Source organism: Parafrankia sp. EAN1pec (assembly GCF_000018005.1).
Taxonomy (GTDB): Bacteria; Actinomycetota; Actinomycetes; order Frankiales; family Frankiaceae; genus Parafrankia; species Parafrankia soli.
The window spans coordinates 6792555-6811217 of sequence record NC_009921.1 but is presented as its reverse complement, the minus strand read 5'-3'; the positions used below and the strand labels follow the sequence as shown (position 1 = coordinate 6811217).

The window sequence follows — 18663 nt, the reverse complement described above, 5'->3', positions numbered from 1 at the left end:
TATGCGCGCGGCGCGGGGCGCGCCGCGCGCACAACCTTCGTGAACGAAGCTAGGGAGAGAGCGCGTGGCTGAGATCGTCGCGAACGGCGTCCGTCTGCATGTGCAGAGGCTGGGGCCCAAGGGTGGGGCCGGTCCCGAGTCGCCGGTCGTGGTGATGGTGCACGGAATGGTGATGGACAACATCTCCAGCTTCTACTTCGCGCTGGGCAACTGCCTGGCCGGAGCGGGATGTGACGTCATCTGCTACGACCTGCGCGGCCATGGCCGCAGTGAGCGGACATCGACCGGCTACACGATGTCCGACTCGATGGCCGACATCGAGAGCCTGCTCGACGCGCTCGACGTGCGCCGGCCCGTGCACGTCGTGGGCAACAGCTACGGCGCGACGCTGACCCTCGCGCTCGGCCTGGCCCACCCGGAGCGGGTGGCGAGCCTGACCCTCATCGAGCCGCCGTTCCTCATCGAGGGCCTCGGCGAGGAGATGGCGCGCTCACTGACCCAGGTGCTCGCGGCCGTCACCGACGAGGAGGTGGAGGAGTGGCTGGAGAACTCCGCCGGCCGCGCGGTCTCCCGGATCACGCGCGCCTCGCAGGCGCTGCTGAAGGAGACCACGATCGCCGAGGACATGCTGGCGACCCCGCCGTTCTCGCCGGAGGCGCTGGCCAGCCTGCCGATGCCGGTGCTCGCCGTCTACGGGGCGAACTCGGACATCATCGACCAGGCCGAGGGGCTCGCCGAGCTCGTCCCGGACTGCACCCTGGTCGTCCTGGAGCAGCACACCCACATGGTGCTGCGCGAGGCGGCCGACTACCTGCGCGACCTGCTGCGGTGGTGGCTGTTCCGGCGGTCCGAGCCGATGCCCTCGCACCAGGTGCGCGGCGCCGGGTTCGACACTCCCGACTGGGTGCGGCAGATGATCCCGCCGCCGAACCTCAACAGTGGGGACGAGCCCACGACGTCGCTGTCCGCGGCGCGGGCCGGTTCGCCGGCCGAGGCCTGATCGTCACCGGTGCGGCTCGCGAAGGGTGCGGCTGACTCACCGCCGGAAGGGAGACGAATGGAATTTCGGGGGCTTTGATGGGCCGTGTTCTCTTCGCCGTGCCGCCGCTGACCGGGCACGTGAACCCGGCGGTGGGCATCGCCGGCGAGCTGGCGGCCCGCGGGCAGGAGGTGGCCCTGGTCGGCCACGCGAGCGTCGTCGGGCCGCTCGTCCCGCCGTCCGTCCCGCTCATCGCGCTGCCAGGGGAGATATCGGCCGACCAGCGGGCCGAGCTGGAGGCACGGTCCCGGCCGCTGCGCGGGCCCGCGTCACTGAAGTTCCTGTGGGACGAGTTCCTGCTGCCGCTGGGCGCCTCGATGGCGCGGGACGTCGGTGCCGTCGTCGAACGGTGGCGCCCGGATGTGATCGTCGCCGACCAGCAGGCGGTCGGGGTCGCCATGGTCGCCCGTCGGCGCGGCATCCGGTGGGCCACGCTCGCCACCACGTCGGCGGAGCTCGACGACCCCTACGCCGTGCTCGCCGGGGTCGGGAACTGGGTGTCGGAGCGGCTGCGGGACTTCCAGGTCGCGAACGGCGTCCCGGCGGAGGAGGCGGCGCGCGGTGACCTGCGCTTCTCTGAGGACCTCACTGTGGTCTGCTCGGTGCCCTCGTTGCTGCGTACTGCCAGTCATCCGTCCCATCACGTGTTCGTCGGCTGCGCCGCCGGACTGCGCCGGTCGGCCCCGGAGTTCCCCTGGGAGTGGCTCGACCGGGACCGCCGCACCGTGCTCGTCTCGCTCGGCACGGTGACCCGGGAGGCCGGCGGGCGTTTCCTGCGCGCGGCCGCGGAGGCGCTGGTGGGGATGTCCGACCGGGTGCAGGCCGTGATCGTCGCGCCTCCCGGCCCGCTGGACGACCTCGCCGGCCAGGTTCCCGACGACCTGCTGGTCCGTCCGTTCGTGCCGCAGGTGGACCTGATGGCCGGACTGGACGCGATAGTGTGCCACGCGGGCAACAACACGGTGTGTGAGGCTTTGTCGCGGGGAGTGCCGCTGGTGGTCGCGCCGGTTCGTGACGACCAGCCGATCATCGGCGAGCAGGTGGTGCGGGCCGGTGCCGGTGTGCGGGTGCGCTTCGGGCGCTCGACCCCGGTGACGCTGGCCACCGCGATCGGCACCGTGCTCGACGAGCCGTCCCACCGGGTCGCGGCGCGGCGGCTGCAGGGCGAGTTCAGCGCGGCGGGCGGTGTCGTGGCCGCCGCCGACCACATTGAGAAGCTGCTGCCGTAGGCCCGGCCCCGGCGGCCCGCCCGTCCGCGGGCGCGCTGACGGGGCCGGGCCTGGGGCTGGGGCTGGGGCTGTTCGACCGGCGGGGGCGTGAGAGTCGTGCTGCTGCTGGTACCCATCCTGGTGAGCGTCGGGCTCATCCTGAACGGAATCCGCCTGCGCGGCCGGCTGCGCCGGCTGGACACCGTCGCCGCGTCGGGCCGGCCGGTCGACCCCGCCCACGTCTTCCTCGTGGCCGAGGGGGTGCGGCTCTCCGACGCGGCCCGGCGCGCTGCGAGCAACCACGCCCGCCGCGAGCGGCTGCTGGTGCTCGACCTCGTCCCCGCCGACCTCACCGTGGAACGCGCGCTCGACGTGGCCCGGATGGTCGACACCCGGACCTACCGGGCCGACCGTTCGGCGCCCGGCCGGGGCGCGTTCCAGGCCCTGCTGGTGCACGCCGACCTGCTGGAACGGGTCGGAATCACCCAACGGGAGGGGTTCAGCCCGGTCGAACTGGTCGACATCACGACCCGCCTGAAGCGGCACGCCCCGACCGCCACCGACCTGGCCGTCGTTCCCGGGTTGCAGGCCGCGCGTGACGACGCCGCGATGCGGGTGCGCGTCCAGCAGCGGGCCTACGCGTGCACCCCGGCGAGCCTGTACATGCCGTACGCGCCGCACATCGGAACCTTCATCGGCGCCCAGGTCAGCCAGCCGGTCGCGCTCGTCGCGACGGCGCTGTTCTGGTTCCAGCCGTTCTTCGTCTGCGCGGGACGGGTCCCGCTCGCCCCCCGCGACCTGATCCGCAGCCCGATCGTCCGCATCCTCGGCCTTGTGATCTTCGTTGTGCACTCCGCGCGGGCCGGGCGCCGGGCGAAGGCCGCCGGGCTGCCCGCGGACCCAGCGAAGGCGGAGGCGCGCCGCCGCCGGCAGGAGACAGCCGCCTGGTACGCCGCCCGCGCCCGCCATGTCGCGCGGCTGCGCGAGGCCACCAGCGCCGAGTGCCCCTGGTGCGGGTCGGTCGAGCTCAGCGTCCGGGTGCGCTCGCGGGACCTGGAGATGGGCAAGCCGGGGCGCTTCCGCCTCAACGGCTGCGAGGCCTGCGGCCACGTCTTCCTCAACCCGATGATCACCCCGGACGGGCAGGACTACTACGAGCGCGACTGGCGGGACGGCTTCGCCGCCGAGACCGCGGAACACGCCCGTGCCCGCGAGGCCGCGGCCGACCAGGCCCGGGCCGAGCTGCTGCGTCCCTACACCACCCCGCGGGCCTGGCTGGACGTCGGAACCGGCTACGGCCACTTCTGCAACGTCGCCCGGGCCCACTGGCCGGCCACCGTGTTCGGCGGTCTCGACCTCTCCGACGCGGTGGACGACGCCTACCTGCGTGGCTGGGTGGACGCCGCCCACCGGGGCGAGCTGAGCCAGATCGCGGACGACCTCGCCGGCCGCTACGACGTGATCAGCATGTTCGGCTATCTCGAGCGGACCCGCTACCCGTCGGAGGAGCTGGACGGCGCAGTCAAGGCGCTCGCCCCCGGTGGATACCTGATGATCGAGCTGCCGAACGCGGACTGCCCGGCGGCGCGGCGGCTGCGGGCGTACTGGGCCGGCTGGGACGTGCCGCGCCGGCTGCACTTCATTCCGGCAGACAACCTGCTCGCCGCGCTGGAGGACCGCGGGCTGCGCCCCATCGCCGTCCAGTTCGGGCCGGCGCTGCGCCCCGGTGACCTCACCCGGGCGCTGGGCCTGCTCATCCAGCGGGTGGCGCCGCGGCGCCGGCCGTGGCTGGACCCGGCCCGGAGCGGGCCGGGCCCGCGGCTGCTGCGCGTGCCGTTGCTGCTGGCCTCGATCGGCCCGTTCCTGCTGACCGCCCTACTGGACCGGGCCAGCAGGTCCTGGCAGGCCAAGGGGGAGCGTTCCAACACCTACCGCGTGCTGGCCCGCAAGGAGAGCTGAAGCCGGCCGCGGGACTCTCCCGGCCATGGCGGTCGGGGAGGCCCGCGGCCGCCGGGTCAGGGGGTCTGCCGGTCGGCGAGCGGCAGGTAGATCCGGGCACCCTGCTCGGCGAACTCCCGGGACTTCTCCGCCAATCCGGCCTGGACGGCCTCGTCGGTGTCGAGGCCGTGGTCGGCCGCGTACTTGCGGACGTCCTGCGTGATCCGCATCGAGCAGAAGTGCGGGCCGCACATCGAGCAGAAGTGCGCGGACTTGGCGGGCGCCGCGGGCAGTGTCTCGTCGTGGTACTCCCGGGCGGTCTCCGGGTCGAGTGAGAGGTTGAACTGGTCGTCCCAGCGGAAGTCGAACCGCGCGTCGGAGAGGGCGTCGTCCCAGGCCTGGGAGCCCGGGTGCCCCTTCGCCAGGTCGGCGGCGTGCGCCGCGATCTTGTAGGCGATGACCCCGGCCTTGACGTCCTCGCGGTCCGGCAGGCCCAGGTGCTCCTTGGGCGTGACGTAGCAGAGCATCGCCGTCCCGTACCAGCCGATCATCGCGGCGCCGATGGCCGAGGTGATGTGGTCGTAGCCGGGCGCGATGTCGGTGGTGAGCGGGCCGAGGGTGTAGAACGGCGCGTCGTGGCACAGCTCGCGCTGCAGGTCCACGTTCTCCTTGATCTTGTGCATGGGCACGTGGCCCGGCCCCTCGATCATCACCTGGACGTCGTGCTCCCAGGCCACCGAGGTCAGCTCGCCCAGTGTTGCGAGCTCGGCGAGCTGCGCGGCGTCGTTCGCGTCGGAGATGGAGCCGGGGCGCAGACCGTCGCCGAGGGAGAAGGTGACGTCGTAGGCCCGCAGGATCTCGCAGAGCTCGGCGAAGTTCGTGTAGAGGAAGTTCTCCTCATGATGGGCGAGGCACCATGCCGCCAGGATCGAGCCGCCGCGCGAGACGATGCCGGTCTTGCGCCGCGCGGTCATCGGCACGTAGCGCAGCAGCACCCCGGCGTGGACGGTCATGTAGTCCACACCCTGCTCGGCCTGCTCGATCACCGTGTCCCGGTAGACCTCCCAGGTCAGCTCCTCGGCCTTGCCGCCGACCTTCTCCAGCGCCTGGTAGATCGGCACCGTCCCGATCGGGACGGGGGAGTTCCGGATGATCCACTCGCGGGTGGTGTGGATGTTCCGCCCGGTCGAGAGGTCCATGACGGTGTCGGCGCCCCAGCGGGTCGACCACACCATCTTCTCGACCTCCTCCTCGATGGAGGAGGCGACGGCGGAGTTGCCGATGTTCGCGTTGATCTTCACCAGCAGGTTGCGGCCGATGGCCATCGGCTCGCTCTCGGGGTGGTTCACGTTCGCCGGCAGCACCGCCCGGCCCGCGGCGATCTCGTCGCGCACCAGCTCGGGAGAGAGGCCCTCACGCAGCGCGACGAACTCCATCTCGGCGGTGATCTCGCCCCGCCGGGCGTAGGCGAGCTGGGTCACCGCGCGGCCGGCGGTAGCCCGCCGCGGAGCCTGCCCCGAGCCGAGAAAGGTGTCACCGGCCTGCCCGTCAGGCCCGCGCCGCCCGTCGTCGGCGGGCTGGACGGCACGCCCCTCGATCTCCTCGGTGTCGCCGCGGGCGGCGATCCAGCCGGCCCGCAGCGCGGGCAGGCCGCGCCGCACGTCGACGCCGGCGCCCGGGTCGGTGTACGGCCCGGAGGTGTCGTAGAGGACCAGGCTGTCGCCCGTGCTCAGCGCGACCTCGCGCATCGGCACCCGCAGGTCGGGCCGGGACCCGACCAGGTAGGTCTTCCTGCTCCCGGGGAACGGCCGGGCCAGGATGCCCTCCGCGCCGTCGTCCGTGCCGGAGGCCGCGGCCGCCGCGTTGTCGGAATCCGTCGGGCGGATCTGACGCACCACCTTGATCACTCCCTACGCCGGAATTACCCGGACAGGTTCAGGCGGTCGGCGGCACCGGCAGTTGCCCGGCCGCCCTCTCAGCCTCCCAGGGTGGAAGCTCCCGCATCTGGGACGACGCTACGGCAGGTGACTGGCCTCCGCCACCCCCTTGGTCAGCTTCGCCATGTTCGTCACGTACCGTTTCGTGCCATTCCGTCGCCGGTTCGTCCGGCCCTGGCGGCACGGCCGGCCGGTCGGCGGCCTCTGCCGGAACCTGCTCCCGCAGGGCCGCGGCGACCAGCGCGGCCGTCTCCGCCGGCGCCTGCCAGAGCTGCTCCACCCTGACGGTGAGGATCCGCCGGCCGGCGGGCCGTGGCCGCCGTGGACCGGGCTGCCCGACCCGCACGAGCAGCCGCCACGGCCCGTACCAGACGTCCAGCCGGCCGGTCGGAACGTCGGGGGAGGGGGTGGCCAGCGCCCGACCGGGGGGCAGCCCGAACGCCGCCTCGAGCTGCTTGTACCGGAGGCTCAGCATCCGGGGAGTCCGGCGGTTCAGCTCGTCGAGGGTGTCGGCGATCAGGGTGCGGCGGCTGATCGGGCCGCGGCGCGCCAGCGCCCGGCGCATCGCCTCGATGGTGACGAAGCCCTGCAGGAGGGCGTCGCTGATCACGGCACGGGCGCCGTCGCGCCCGCTGCACCACTCGGCCATGTCGACCACCGAGCGGGCCGGCGCCGTCCGCGGTGGCAGCCGGGCACGGTGGACGTCCGCCGGAGCCAGGCGTGCGGTGCGGCGGAAGACGACGCCCGCCACGGGCGTGCCGCGGCGCCCGGGCGGGACCAGCACCGTCATGACCTCGTCGCCGTGGCCGACGAGGCCGTCGAGGGCGGCGGCCGTGGACCCGCCGAGCACCGCGTTCGGCCCGCCGGCGAGCAGCGCCGCCCAGGCCTGCTGCACCAGCGGCGGCGTGGCGGTGGCGGTGGCGGTGGCGGTGACGAGGATGCCACGCGCGGGCTGCCACCAGGTGCCGTCGGCGACCCGCGCGCGAATGTCGGCGCGGGTGAGACCGGCGGCCATCGCGTCGTGCTCGCTGATGACACCGGACTGCAGGTCGGCGATCTCCTGCCAGGAGAATCGGCCTGGGCTAGGGGCCATGGATAGACCATGCTTGTTGTTTATCCATTGTGTCCATGAGGGATGGCGGGGTTGTGGATAACGTGCATGTCGACCGGCGCCTGTGTGGTTCGCGCGCCGGCGCCGACGCTGCTCGCCGGTGGGCACCGGCGCGCTCGGTGGCCGGGCCTGCGTCGGTCGAGGGCCGCGCGGCGGGCGGAGTGGTTCGCGGCCTCCACACGGCGAGCCCGTATCGTGTGCGACCGGCACGTCCGCGATGTTGCGGGTGTGTTGCCGCACAGCACTGCCCTTGCGCATGTGATGGTGGTAAGCGACGCGGGAGGCGCGGAGGTGGCTGGAGAGGCGCGGCTTCGGCCTGGAAGTCGGAGGAATGGCGACACACCGTAGGTCCGGGCGGTCCGAGGGCCGCCGACTCAGGGGCGCACGCGGCGACCGCGCCACCGCGCAGACCGTCGCGATCGGGATGGCCGCGGTCGGCGCGACACTGGTGGTCGGCGCCGCCGGAGCACTGCACGTGACCGGCTCGGTGGAGGATCCGGACATGTCGACGACGGCGCAGGCAGGCGACGGGGCCGTTCCCACCACTTCGGCGCGGCCCGACGTGGCCACGCCGCACCGCATCACCGACTCCACCGGCAACCCCGATCCCGCGGCGGCCGACGGTCGCGCGGCCGCGGCCCCGGCCCCGGGCGCGGAGCAGTCCCGCGGCGCGATCCCCGGCATCGGCGACCTCATGATGTCGCGGATCCCGTCGTCGACCCGGCAGGTCATCGTCGTGACCGGCGCAGACCAGTCCTCAACCGTGAACCGCGTCGTGCTCTGGCAGCGCGCGGACGCCGACGCCCCCTGGACAGCCGTCGGCGCGGAGATCCCCGGCCGCAACGGAGCCAACGGCTGGACCCACGACCACGTCGAGGGCGATCTGCGTAGCCCCGTGGGCGCGTTCAGCCTCACCGCCGCCGGGGGCCGCTACGCCGACCCGGGCACCGCGCTTCCCTACGAGTACCGCCCGTCCTTCTATCAGGCCGGCGGCTACGAGGGCGACCCGATGGGGGAGGCCTTCAACTACGTGGTCGCGATCGACTACAACCGGTTGCCGGGGCATCCGCCGTCCGACCCGACCCGGCCGCTGGGCGCCGCGGCCGGCGGCGACATCTGGCTGCACGTGGACCACAACACACCCACCCGCGGCTGCGTCAGCCTCCCGCAGGCCTCGATGGAGACCGTCCTGCACTGGCTGGCCCCGAGCAGCCATCCCATGATCATCATGGGTGACCGGGCAAGCCTGGAGGCGTCCGCCGGCCAGCAGTGACCCCGGCAGCCTGGGCCCTTGTCCTTCGAAGTGAGCCCCCGACCCCCGAAGTTCGGGGTCCCGAAGCCAAACCAGCCCCTTGCCGGGCCGGCTGGGAGATATGTGGCGGGTGAGTGGGTCTGTTAGACCCACTCACCCGCCACGCTAGCCCTCCGCCTTCTTCTCGGCGTGGCCGCCGAACTGCTTGCGCATCGCCGACAGCAGCTTGTCGGCGAACAGCGACTCGCCGCGGGAGCTGAACCGCTCGTAGAGCGACGCGGTCAGCACGTGGGCCGGGACGCCCTCCTCGACGGCGGCCAGCACCGTCCACCGGCCCTCGCCGGAGTCGGAGACACGCCCGCCGAACTCGGAGAGCCGCGGGTCCTCGGCGAGCGCGGTGGCGGTCAGGTCCAGCAGCCAGGAGCTGACCACGCTGCCGCGCCGCCACACCTCGGCGACGGAGGCGATGTCGAAGTCGTACTGGTAGTACTCCGGATGGGCCAGCGGCGCCGTCTCGGCGTCGTGCAGGGCGGCCTCGGAACGCCCGATGCCGGCCTTCTCCAGGATGCCCATGCCCTCGGCGAAGGCAGCCATCATGCCGTACTCGATCCCGTTGTGGATCATCTTGACGAAGTGGCCTGCCCCGTTCGGGCCGCAGTACAGGTAGCCCTTCTCGGCCTGGGCGATCTCGCCCGTCCGGCCCGGGGTCCGCGGCGCGGTGTCGACGCCGGGCGCGATCGTCTCGAACAGCGGCTCGAGGCGGGCGGCCACCTCCGGCTCGCCGCCGATCATCAGGCAGTAGCCGCGCTCCAGCCCGAACACGCCGCCGGAGGTGCCGACGTCCACGTAATGCAGGCCGCGCTCGGCGAGCTTCGCGGCCCGGTCGACGTCGTCGCGGTAGTAGGAGTTGCCGCCGTCGATGATGATGTCGCCGGCCTCGAAGTGCTCCGCGAGCTCGAAGACGGTCTGGCCGGTCAGGCCCGCGGGCACCATGACCCAGGCCGCCCGCGGGGTGCTCAGCGCGGCCGCGAAGTCGGCCAGCGAGTTGACGCCGACGGCGCCCTCGGCGGCCAGCGACTTCACCGTCTCGGGGTTCACGTCGTAGACCACACATTCGTGCCCGTCGCGCATCAGCCGGCGGACGAGGTTCGCGCCCATCCGGCCGAGTCCGATCATTCCGAGCTGCATCTGAACTCCCGATGGTCCTGCACGGACCGGTCGAAGGTGAGGTCCTCGAGCTCCATCCTGCCGTCGGCACCGGGACACCTCGGGGCGTCCTCGGTCACGGCCGGTGGGCTGCCGACCCGGTGCAGTGGCATTCGGGCGCGACGCGGCAGGTGAGATGGTGCCTCGCGACGCTGGTCCCAACGCGGAGAGGTGTGCCCATGAGTAGGTCCGACGACGCCGACGGAGGCACGGGCGCCAGCGAGGTCGACGTGATCGTGATCGGAGCGGGGCCGGCGGGCGAGGTGGTGGCCGGCCGGTGCGCCGCGGCGGGGCTGTCGGTGACGGTGGTCGAGCACGAGCGCGTCGGCGGGGAGTGCTCCTACTGGGGCTGCATCCCCAGCAAGACCCTGCTGCGCCCTGGTGAGGTCGTGGCGGCCGCCAGGGCCGTCCCCGGGGCGGCGGGCGCCGTCGGCGGGGCCCGCGCCGGGGTCGACGCCGCGGCGGCGTTCGCCCGGCGCGACGAGATGGTCGGCGGGTACTCCGACGAGGGCCAGCTCCCGTGGCTGCGCGAGCGTGGTGTGTCGGTGCGGCGCGGGGCCGGCCGGCTGGTCGGCGAGCGCCGGGTCGCGGTGCTCGCGCCGGACGGCGGCGAGCAGGTCCTCACCGCGACCCGCGCGGTCGTCCTGGCGACGGGGACGCGGGCCACCATTCCGCCCGTCCCCGGTCTCGCCGAGGCCGATCCGTGGGACAACCGGTCCGCGACCGGTGCCCGCGCGGTGCCCGCCCGCCTCGCCGTGCTCGGTGGCGGCGCGGTCGGCGCCGAGCTCGCGCAGGCGTTCCGCCGTCTGGGCAGCGCGGAGGTCACCGTCGTCGAGGGCGGTCCGCGCCTGCTCGCGCGCGAGGAGCCGTTCGCCGGCGACGAGGTGCGCGCGGCGTTCGAGGCCGAGGGCATCACGGTTCACACCGGCCGACGGGCCGTGGCCGTCCGCAGGGAGGCACCGGGCACGCCGGGTGAGCCGGGTGGGCCGGGCACGCCGCGTGGGCCCGTGGTGGTCACTCTGGACGGCGACGGCGGGCCCGAGCACGTCGCCGCGGACGAGATCCTGGTCGCCGTCGGGCGGACCCCCGCCACCGGCGAGCTCGGCCTGCCCGCGGTCGGCCTGCCCGCGCGGGGCTTCGTCGAGGTCGACGATCGGATGCGGGCCACCGGTGTGACCGGGGACTGGCTCTACGCCGTCGGGGACGTCAACGGCCGTGCGCTGCTCACCCACATGGGCAAGTACCAGGCCCGGGTGGCGGCGGACGCCATCACCGGCCGCCTCGACCCGGCGGGCCGGCCCGCCGCCGACCGCGCCGACCCGGGGGCCGTCCCGCGGGTGACGTTCACCGATCCGCAGGTGAGCGCCGTCGGCCGGACGGAGGCGACGGCCCGCGCGGCCGGCCTGGATGTCCGTGCCGTCACCGTCCCGACGGCGTCGGTGGCCGGTTCGTCGGTGCGCGGCACCGACGCCGTCGGGACGTCCCAGATCGTGGTGGACACCGCCCGCCGGGTGCTGGTCGGGGCGACGTTCGTCGGCCACGACACACAGGAGATGGTGCACGCCGCGGCCATCGCGATCGTCGGGGCCGTCCCGCTGGAGGATCTGTGGCACGCGGTGCCGTCCTTCCCCACGGTCAGTGAGGTCTGGCTGCGGCTGCTGGAGGCCTACGGCCTTTGACCAGCCCGGGTGCCGACGCGGGGCGGAACATCCGTCCTGGAACGTCGGGGGCGGCGTGCCCACCGCAAAACCTCCCCGGGACGTCGGGCTCAGGCCGGGGCCGCGGCGCCGCGCCCCTCCCGCACCACCGGGCGGACGTCGGGAGCGCCCAGCCTGGCCGCGTCGGCGGTGTGGTCGTCGGCCTGCCGCTGTGACTCGAGCTCGGCGGTGACCCGGGCCCGGTAGTGATCGATCTCGCGCCCGACGGTGGCGGGGCTCCAACCGAGGACGGGGGCGATCAGCTCGGCGACCTGGGGGGCGGCCTCCAGCCCGCGGTCGGCCGTCTCGATCGAGATGCGGGTCCGCCGGGTCAGGACGTCCTCGAGGTGCAGCGCGCCCTCGTGTGACGCCGCGTACACAGCCTCGACCGCCAGGTACTTCGGCGCGCCGCGCAGCGGACGGCCCAGCTCGGCCCGGTCCGCGACGAGGGCCAGGACCTCCTCGGTGAGGGTGCCGTATCGGTGCAGCAGGTGCTCCACCCAGGCGACGTGCAGCCCGGAGGCGCGAGCCAGGCCCTCCCGGGCGTTCCACAGCGCCGGGTAGCCGTCCGCGCCGAGCAGCGGGACACGATCAGTGCACGACGGCGGCACCGCGCGGCTCATCCCGACCGTCGCCGCGTCGACGGCGTCCGCCGCCATCACCCGGTACGTCGTGTACTTGCCGCCGGCGACCATCGTGAGCCCGGCGACCGGGCTGACCACGGCGTGCTCCCGGGACAGCTGCGAGGTGTCCTCCGACTCGCCGGCCAGCAGCGGCCGCAGGCCGGCGTAGACGCCGGTGATGTCCTCGGTGGTCAGCGGTGTGCGCAGCACCCGGTTGACGGTGTCGAGCAGGTAGGAGATGTCCGCGCTGCTGGCGGCCGGGTGCGCGAGGTCGAGGTTCCACTCGGTGTCGGTCGTCCCGACGATCCAGTGGCTGCCCCAGGGGATCACGAACAGGACACTTTTCTCGGTGCGCAGGATCAACCCGGTCGAGCCGTGGATGCGGTCGCGCGGGACCACGATGTGGACACCCTTCGACGCGCGCACCGAGAGCCGCCCGCGCCCGCCGACCATCGCCTGGATGTCGTCCGTCCACACCCCGGCCGCGTTGATCGTCTGCGCGGCGCGGACCTCCAGGTCGACCCCGTTCTCCAGGTCGCGTACCCGTACCCCGGCGACCCGGTCGCCCTCCCGCACCAGCCCGGTGACCTGGGCGCTCGTGGCGATCAGGGCCCCGTAGCGGGCGGCCGTGCGGGCGACGAACATGGTGTGCCGGGCGTCGTCGACCTGCCCGTCCCAGTACTGGATGGCGCCGACGAGCGCGTCGGGGCGCAGCGATGGGAACTCACGCAGCGCCGCCTTGCGGGTCAGGTGCCGGTGCAGCGGGACACCCCCGTTGCGGGGGGCACCGCCGTCTCCGCCCGTGCGGGGGGCGATGCGCCCGATGCCCTGCCCGAGAGTGTCGTAGAGCAGCACGCCGCTGCCGATGTAGGCGCGTTCCCAGCCGTGATGGGTCAGTGGGAGCAGGAACGGGATCGCCCGGACGAGGTGCGGGGCGATCGTCTCCAGCAGCAGCGACCGCTCGCGCAGCGCCTCGCGGACGAGGGCGCCGTTGAGCTGCTCCAGATAGCGCAGGCCGCCGTGGATCAGCTTGCTCGACCGGCTGGACGTCCCGGCGGCGAGGTCGCGGGCCTCGAGCAGGGCGACCGACAGGCCCCGCGTGGCCGCGTCGAGCGCCACCCCGGCGCCGGTCACGCCGCCGCCGATCACGACGACGTCCACCGGCTCGGCGCGCATGCGCCGCAGCGCGGCTGCCCGGCTGGCCGGGTCGAGGCGGGCGGTACCGGTCATGGTGTGTGGATCCCCCTTCGACCGTGTCCTGTCCTGGGCGTCCTGTCCCGGGCGGTCCCGAGCGTTGCCGTCCCGCGGTGCGGACGGCTCCATCCCATCGTGCCGGCAGTTGGTGCGCACCGCTCACGCTGAGGTGAACGGCGGGTGTCGATCGGGCGCACGGGGGTGCGGGTGGCCTCCATGATGCCCAGGTGGCCCGCCGGCGGGTCCGGTCCGGACAGTGGCGGTCGTCGCGGCCGGGGATCCCGTGTCCCTGTTCGCGCCCGGCGCCGCGCGTCGAGGCCCGGATGGGGCATGCTGGTCGGGCGAATCGATCTGCTGCCGTCGCACACCGTCGGGCGGGGGTGCCCGACCAGGGGCCGCCCGATCCACGACCTGGCCCGGAGTGGTGATCAGATGGACCTGACCTTCAGCGCCGCGGAGGAGGCGTTCCGCGCGGACCTGCGGAGCTGGCTCGCCGGGAGCGTCCCCGCGGCGTGGCGGGAGCCGGGCTTCTGGGCGGGTGTCCCCGACGACGAGGACTTCGAGCTACGCCGGGAGTGGGAGCGCCGCAAGTTCGAGGCGGGCTTCGCCGGCATCGACTGGCCTACCGAGTACGGCGGGCGCGGCGGCACCCCCGGCATGAAGGCGATCTACGACCAGGAGCTGGCGCTCGCCCGCGCGCCGGGAACCGTCAACCCGCTCGGGCTCGCCTTCCTCGCCCCGACGATCATGGCGATCGGCACGGACGAGCAGAAGCGTGAGATCATCCGTCCGCTGCTGCGCTGCGACGTGATCTGGTGCCAGGGCTTCTCCGAGCCGGACGCGGGCTCCGACCTGGCCGCACTGCGGACGTCCGGCGTGGCCGACGGCGACGACATCGTCGTCAACGGCCAGAAGGTCTGGACGACCAACGCCGGCCACGGTGACCGGATCTTCACCATGGTCCGCACCGAGCCGGGCAGCCAGCGCCACCGCGGCCTGTCGATGCTGCTGCTCGACATGCACCAGGACGGCGTCGAGGTGCGGCCGCTGCGGCAGATGAGTGGGGCGACCGAGTTCGGCGAGGTGTTCTTCACCGACGCCCGGGTCCCCGCCCGCGAGTGCCTCGGCGGCCTGGGCAACGGCTGGGCCACCGCGATGCTGCTGCTCTCCTTCGAACGCGGCGCGTCGGGCATCTCGCAGTACACCGCCTTCCGGCAGTCCTACGACGAGATCGTCCGGGCGGCCCGCGCGCTGGGGCGGGACACCGACCCGGTGCTGCGCCAGGAGCTCGGCCGCCGGATGGTCGAGCTCGAGTGCCTGCGCTACCACGCCATGCACGTGCTCACCCAGGTGGAGCGGGGCGCCGACCTGGGCGCCGAGTCGTCGATGACCAAGCTGCAGTGGTCCGAGACCTACCAGGACCTGTTCGAGACCTTCGACGACCTGCTGGGCGCCGACGCCGCGGTCAGCACCCCCGTCGCGGGCCTCGATCTCTCCGCCCTGCAGTCGGAGGGGTTCTGGTCCAGGTCGGTCACCATCTGGGGCGGCTCGTCGCAGGTGCAGCGCAACATCGTCGCCGAGCGGGTTCTCGGCCTGCCGCGCTGAGTCCGGAAGGGACCATCGAAGTGTTCTTTGCGCTGACTGACGAGCAGCGTGCCCTGGGCGAGGCCGTCCGGGCCTTCCTCGCCGGCCGTTTCGACCTCACGGCGGTGCGGGCGGTGTTCGAGGACACCACCGGTGACGGGCACCCGCTGGAGCTGTGGAAGTCGGTGGGGGAGCAGGGCTGGCTGGCCGTGTGCGTCCCGGAGGAGTTCGACGGGCTCGGCCTCGGGCTGCTGGACGCCCAGGTGGTCGCCCGTGAGCTCGGCGCGGGGGCCGTCCCGGGGCCGTGGCTGCCGACGGTGCTGGCTGGGGAGGCCGTCCGGCTCGCCGGGTCGGACGCGCAGCAGGCCGAGCTGCTGCCCCGCCTCGCCGACGGCGACCTCGTGGCGACGGTGGCCCTGCGGGGAGCCGGCGGGGCCTGGGACGCCTCCGGCGTGGCGGTCACCGCGCGCCCGGCGCCGGGCACCGTCTCCGGCATTGCCGCGGGGTCCAACGGGTTTGGGTCCGAAGGGACCGGGGGCTCCGACGAGCCTTCGGGCTCCGGTGTGTTCGGCGGCTCCGGTGGTCTCGTCGGTGAGCTGTCCGGGACGGCGTCGCCCGTCGAGTATCTCGGGGTCGCCGACCTCGTCGTCGTCGCGGCGATCGAGCCCGGCCCCGCCGGCGCTGCTCCCGGAGCGGGCGAGGTGGGCCTGTACCTGCTCGACCCCGGCGCGGACGGCGTCGCCGTCCGCCCGCTGGCCGGTCCCGACGGGACCACCCGGCTCGCCGCCCTGGAACTGGCCGGGGCGCGGGCCAGGCGGCTGCCCGGCTCGTCGGCGGCGGCGCTCGCCGACCTCATCCGCCGCGGCGCGCTGCTCACGGCGGCGGACCAGGCCGGGGTCGCTCGCGAGGCGCTGACCAGGACGGTTCACTACGACCGGGAGCGGATCCAGTTCGGCCGGCCGGTCGGCTCGTTCCAGGCGCTCAAGCACCAGCTCGCCGACCTGCACGTCGCGGTCACGATGGCCGAGCACGCCGTGATGTACGCCGCGCACGCGCTCGACGCGGGCCTCGACGACCTGGAGCTCGCCGTCGCCGTCGCCAAGGCGAAGGCGAGTCAGGCGGCTCGGGACGCCACCGCGGCGATGATCCAGTACCACGGCGGCATCGGGTACACCTGGGAGCACGAGGCCCACCTGTTCTACAAGCGCGCCCGCCGGATGTACGGGGCCTTCGGTGACCCTCCCGCCCACCTCGAGCGGGTCGCCGCGCTGACCGTCGACTCCCTGACCTGACAGCTCGGCGCTTCGCAGGCTCGCTCGATCGCCGGCTCGGGTCGGTCGGGCCTGGTCGGCCGGGCCTGGCCGGCCGGTGGCTCAGTCGACCGGTGAGCCGGCGGGGACGGCGCAGGCCGCCAGCACCTCGCGTGCCGCGTCGAGCGCCGCCGCGCGGTCGGCCGGGACGAGCCCGACGCGGGTCCGCCGGTCGAGCAGGTCGTCGGCGTCGAGTGCTCCCTCGTGGCGCACGGCGAACACCAGCTCGGCGCGGGTGACCGCGACTCCGTCGGCGATCGGCGCGAGCAGCTCCGGGTCGCGTTCGGCCAGGGCCAGCACCGCCGGGGCCTGGGTTCCGTAGCGCGCCACCAGCCGGCGCGGCGCCGGCACCGCGGCGAGCACGCGGCGCGAGGCCGCCCCGACGAGGGGGAGCCGGTCGGTCCGACAGGGCCCCGCGTCCAGGTCGGCCTGGGCGACGGCGGCGTCCACCGCGTCCGCCGCCATTCGGCGGTAGGTCGTCAGCTTGCCGCCCACCACGGTGATCACGCCGTCGGACCCGACGTGCACGGCGTGCCGCCGGGACAGGTCCGCCGTGCGCCCGTTCGGGCCGTCCAGCAGCGGGCGCAGCCCGGCGAACGCCCCCAGCAGGTCCGCGCGGTCGACCGGGGTGGCCAGCACGCTCGACACGACGTTCAGCAGCTGCGTGATCTCCTGGTGATCCGGCGTCGGCACGTCCGCGACCTCGTCCGTCGGGATGTCGGTCAGTCCCACATACACCCGCCCGTCGCCCTGCGGCAGCACGAGGGCGTACCGGTTCCGCTCGCCGGGAATCGGCACCGACAGCGCCGTCGGCGTGCCGCCGAACGCCGCCGCGGGCAGCACCAGGTGGGTGCCGCGGCTGGGGCGGAGCCTGACCTCCGGGGCGAGTGCGGGCGTCCAGACCCCGGTCGCGTTCACCACGGTGCGGGCCCGCAGCGTGCACCGGGTGCCCGTCAGGGTGTCGACCACCTCGACGCCGACCGGTTCCGGCGGCAGGCCGCCGCGCCGTGCCGCGCCGCCAGGGGCGTACCCCGGGCTCTCCACCGACAGCACGCGGACCCGGGTCAGCACCCGGGCGCCGAACGCCGCCGCCGTCCGGGCGATCGTCACGACCAGGCGGGCGTCGTCGACGAGCTGGCCGTCCCAGTGGAGCAGGCCGCCGCGCAGCCCGGCCTCGCGCAGCCCGGGGACCATCCCGAGCGTCTCGACCGCCGAGAGCCGCCGCGGCGGCGGCAGCACCGTGCCGGGGGTCCGGGCGCCCCGCCGCAGCAGGTCCGCCAGGCCCATCCCGGCCCGGGCCAGCATCGCCGAGCCGGCGGGGACGTCCTCGGTGAGCGGCAGCACGATCGGCAGCGGGTGCACCAGATGCGGAGCGGTGCGGCGCATCAGGATCTCGCGTTCGAGCGCGCTCTCCCGGGCCAGCCCGATGTCACCGGAGGCGAGGTAGCGCAACCCGCCGTGGACGAGCTTCGAGCTCCACCGGCTGGTGCCGAAGGCCAGGTCGTGCGCCTCGACCAGCGCGACGGACAGCCCGCGCGAGGCCGCGTCGAGCGCCACCCCGGCGCCGGTTACGCCGCCGCCGACGACGAGGAGATCGACGGCCTCGCCGCCCGCGAGCTCGCCGAGCTCGCGGGCACGGCGGTCGGCGGTGAGCGACGAGCGGTCGAACGGTGTGCTCATGACGGCGCTCCCGGGTGCTCGATCGGCCGGATCTCGTCAACTGCGTCAGCAGCCTCGACGGCCTCAACGACGTCAACGGCCCTGACAGCGTCAGTTGCGTCAGCGGCGTCGAAGGCGGCCTCGGCTGTCTCGCCGGCGCGCGGGGCCAGGTAGCCGTCCAGTGTCAGGTAGAGCTCACGCGCCAGTGCCTCCTCGGTGATCTCGTCGCCCAGCGCGTCCGCGGAGAGAACGTACGACTGCACGACGAGCAGCACCATCCGTGCCTGGGCTGCCGGGTCACCCGCCCGGACGGCGCCGCCCGCCTGCGCCTCGCGCAGCTGCTCGCACAGCAGCTCCAGGACGAGCCGCTGGGTCGCGCCGAGGCGCTCCAGGACGTAGGGGACCAGCAGCTCCGGGTCCGTCTCAATGATCTTGCGGAACAGCGGGTTCGCGCGGAAGGTCTGCGCCGCGGTGACCAGGTAGCGCACCAGGCCGGCCCGCGTGCCGGCGGCCAGGGACGGCTCGGCCGCCCGCGCCGCGGCCGTGACGATCCGGCCCCACTCACGCGTCATCACGTCGCCGACAAGGGAGCGCAGGTCGGGCCAGCGCCGGTACAGCGTCATCCGGCTGACGCCGGCGCGCCGGGCCACGTCGGTGGCGGTCGTCCGACGCACGCCGACGCTGAGCAGCGACGCGGCGGCGGCATCCAGGACGGCCGCGTCGGCGCTCTCGCCGCGCCGGCCCGCACCGGGAGCGATTCCCGGAGCGGGCCCGGAGCGGTCGAGGGGTAAGGCGCCGGCCCGCGCGGAGCCGCGGCCGGGCGCCGGCAGGGTGTGGGGTGATGTCGGCCCGGTCACCGGCTGTCTCCCTCCCGCGGCTCTCGCCGCTCCCACCCGTCGAGGCGC

The 18663-nt window shown here is 74.2% G+C and carries 13 protein-coding genes and 1 riboswitch; of the genes, 8 read left to right on the top strand and 5 right to left on the bottom strand.

Going from position 1 to position 18663, the window contains the following annotated elements:
• The first annotated feature begins 64 nt into the window (after positions 1-64).
• The 3 genes from FRANEAN1_RS27705 to FRANEAN1_RS27695 all read left to right on the top strand — a co-directional run bounded on the left by FRANEAN1_RS27705 (position 65) and on the right by FRANEAN1_RS27695 (position 4206).
• Positions 65-1000: an alpha/beta fold hydrolase gene (locus FRANEAN1_RS27705; RefSeq protein ID WP_020463067.1), complete on the top strand. Its 936-nt coding sequence runs from the start codon at positions 65-67 to the stop codon at positions 998-1000.
• Between the two features lie 77 nt (positions 1001-1077).
• Complete coding sequence (locus tag FRANEAN1_RS27700) at positions 1078-2268, top strand: glycosyltransferase (RefSeq protein WP_020463066.1); 1191 nt, start codon at positions 1078-1080, stop codon at positions 2266-2268.
• A 96-nt stretch (positions 2269-2364) separates the two neighbouring features.
• The gene (locus FRANEAN1_RS27695) at positions 2365-4206 is read left to right on the top strand and encodes a class I SAM-dependent methyltransferase (protein WP_020463065.1); all 1842 of its coding nucleotides are present in this window, start codon (positions 2365-2367) and stop codon (positions 4204-4206) included.
• A 56-nt stretch (positions 4207-4262) separates the two neighbouring features.
• Here FRANEAN1_RS27695 and thiC read toward each other — a convergent pair whose 3' ends face one another.
• Positions 4263-5933, bottom strand: coding sequence for a phosphomethylpyrimidine synthase ThiC (thiC, locus tag FRANEAN1_RS27690; protein ID WP_347177262.1), 1671 nt, complete (start codon positions 5931-5933; stop codon positions 4263-4265).
• 144 nt (positions 5934-6077) lie between these two features.
• Positions 6078-6197: riboswitch (TPP riboswitch) on the bottom strand.
• Positions 6198-6246: 49 nt separating this feature from the next.
• Here thiC and FRANEAN1_RS37875 point away from each other — a divergent pair.
• Both FRANEAN1_RS37875 and FRANEAN1_RS27680 read left to right on the top strand, forming a co-directional pair.
• Positions 6247-7221, top strand: a complete 975-nt coding sequence (locus tag FRANEAN1_RS37875) for a hypothetical protein (protein WP_198145383.1) — start codon at positions 6247-6249, stop codon at positions 7219-7221.
• A gap of 343 nt (positions 7222-7564) precedes the next feature.
• Positions 7565-8506 (top strand): hypothetical protein, encoded by a 942-nt coding sequence (locus tag FRANEAN1_RS27680; RefSeq protein ID WP_020463063.1) that lies wholly within the window; start codon positions 7565-7567, stop codon positions 8504-8506.
• A 144-nt stretch (positions 8507-8650) separates the two neighbouring features.
• Here FRANEAN1_RS27680 and gnd read toward each other — a convergent pair whose 3' ends face one another.
• On the bottom strand, positions 8651-9673 hold the full coding sequence (gene gnd / locus FRANEAN1_RS27675) for a phosphogluconate dehydrogenase (NAD(+)-dependent, decarboxylating) (protein WP_020463062.1): 1023 nt from the start codon (positions 9671-9673) through the stop codon (positions 8651-8653).
• 197 nt (positions 9674-9870) lie between these two features.
• Here gnd and FRANEAN1_RS27670 point away from each other — a divergent pair, with 197 nt between their 5' ends.
• Complete coding sequence (locus FRANEAN1_RS27670; protein ID WP_020463061.1) at positions 9871-11370, top strand: NAD(P)/FAD-dependent oxidoreductase; 1500 nt, start codon at positions 9871-9873, stop codon at positions 11368-11370.
• An 89-nt stretch (positions 11371-11459) separates the two neighbouring features.
• Here the strand turns inward: FRANEAN1_RS27670 and FRANEAN1_RS27665 are convergent, their stop codons facing one another.
• Positions 11460-13241: a glycerol-3-phosphate dehydrogenase/oxidase gene (locus tag FRANEAN1_RS27665; protein WP_020463060.1), complete on the bottom strand. Its 1782-nt coding sequence runs from the start codon at positions 13239-13241 to the stop codon at positions 11460-11462.
• A 396-nt stretch (positions 13242-13637) separates the two neighbouring features.
• Here FRANEAN1_RS27665 and FRANEAN1_RS27660 point away from each other — a divergent pair, with 396 nt between their 5' ends.
• Positions 13638-14810 carry an acyl-CoA dehydrogenase family protein gene (locus tag FRANEAN1_RS27660; RefSeq protein ID WP_041256601.1) on the top strand — a complete coding sequence of 391 codons (1173 nt, stop codon included), beginning with the start codon at positions 13638-13640 and terminating at the stop codon, positions 14808-14810.
• 20 nt (positions 14811-14830) lie between these two features.
• Complete coding sequence (locus FRANEAN1_RS27655; protein WP_020463058.1) at positions 14831-16081, top strand: acyl-CoA dehydrogenase family protein; 1251 nt, start codon at positions 14831-14833, stop codon at positions 16079-16081.
• 81 nt (positions 16082-16162) lie between these two features.
• Here the strand turns inward: FRANEAN1_RS27655 and FRANEAN1_RS27650 are convergent, their stop codons facing one another.
• Both FRANEAN1_RS27650 and FRANEAN1_RS27645 read right to left on the bottom strand, forming a co-directional pair.
• Entirely contained in the window at positions 16163-17779 is a 1617-nt protein-coding gene (locus FRANEAN1_RS27650; RefSeq protein WP_020463057.1) for a glycerol-3-phosphate dehydrogenase/oxidase, read from the bottom strand.
• Positions 17776-18615, bottom strand: coding sequence for a TetR/AcrR family transcriptional regulator (locus tag FRANEAN1_RS27645; protein ID WP_020463056.1), 840 nt, complete (start codon positions 18613-18615; stop codon positions 17776-17778). Before FRANEAN1_RS27645 ends, FRANEAN1_RS27650 begins: the two co-directional genes overlap by 4 nt.
• Positions 18616-18663 lie beyond the last annotated feature (48 nt).

Coding starts and splice junctions, on each gene's coding strand:
- FRANEAN1_RS27700 (WP_020463066.1), top strand. CDS start 1,078: ATGGGCCGTGTTCTCTTCGCCGTGCCGCCGCTGACCGGGCACGTGAAC.
- thiC (WP_347177262.1), bottom strand. CDS start 5,933: ATGCGCGAGGTCGCGCTGAGCACGGGCGACAGCCTGGTCCTCTACGAC.
- FRANEAN1_RS37875 (WP_198145383.1), top strand. CDS start 6,247: ATGTTCGTCACGTACCGTTTCGTGCCATTCCGTCGCCGGTTCGTCCGG.
- FRANEAN1_RS27680 (WP_020463063.1), top strand. CDS start 7,565: ATGGCGACACACCGTAGGTCCGGGCGGTCCGAGGGCCGCCGACTCAGG.
- gnd (WP_020463062.1), bottom strand. CDS start 9,673: ATGCAGCTCGGAATGATCGGACTCGGCCGGATGGGCGCGAACCTCGTC.
- FRANEAN1_RS27670 (WP_020463061.1), top strand. CDS start 9,871: ATGAGTAGGTCCGACGACGCCGACGGAGGCACGGGCGCCAGCGAGGTC.
- FRANEAN1_RS27665 (WP_020463060.1), bottom strand. CDS start 13,241: ATGACCGGTACCGCCCGCCTCGACCCGGCCAGCCGGGCAGCCGCGCTG.
- FRANEAN1_RS27660 (WP_041256601.1), top strand. CDS start 13,638: ATGGACCTGACCTTCAGCGCCGCGGAGGAGGCGTTCCGCGCGGACCTG.
- FRANEAN1_RS27650 (WP_020463057.1), bottom strand. CDS start 17,779: ATGAGCACACCGTTCGACCGCTCGTCGCTCACCGCCGACCGCCGTGCC.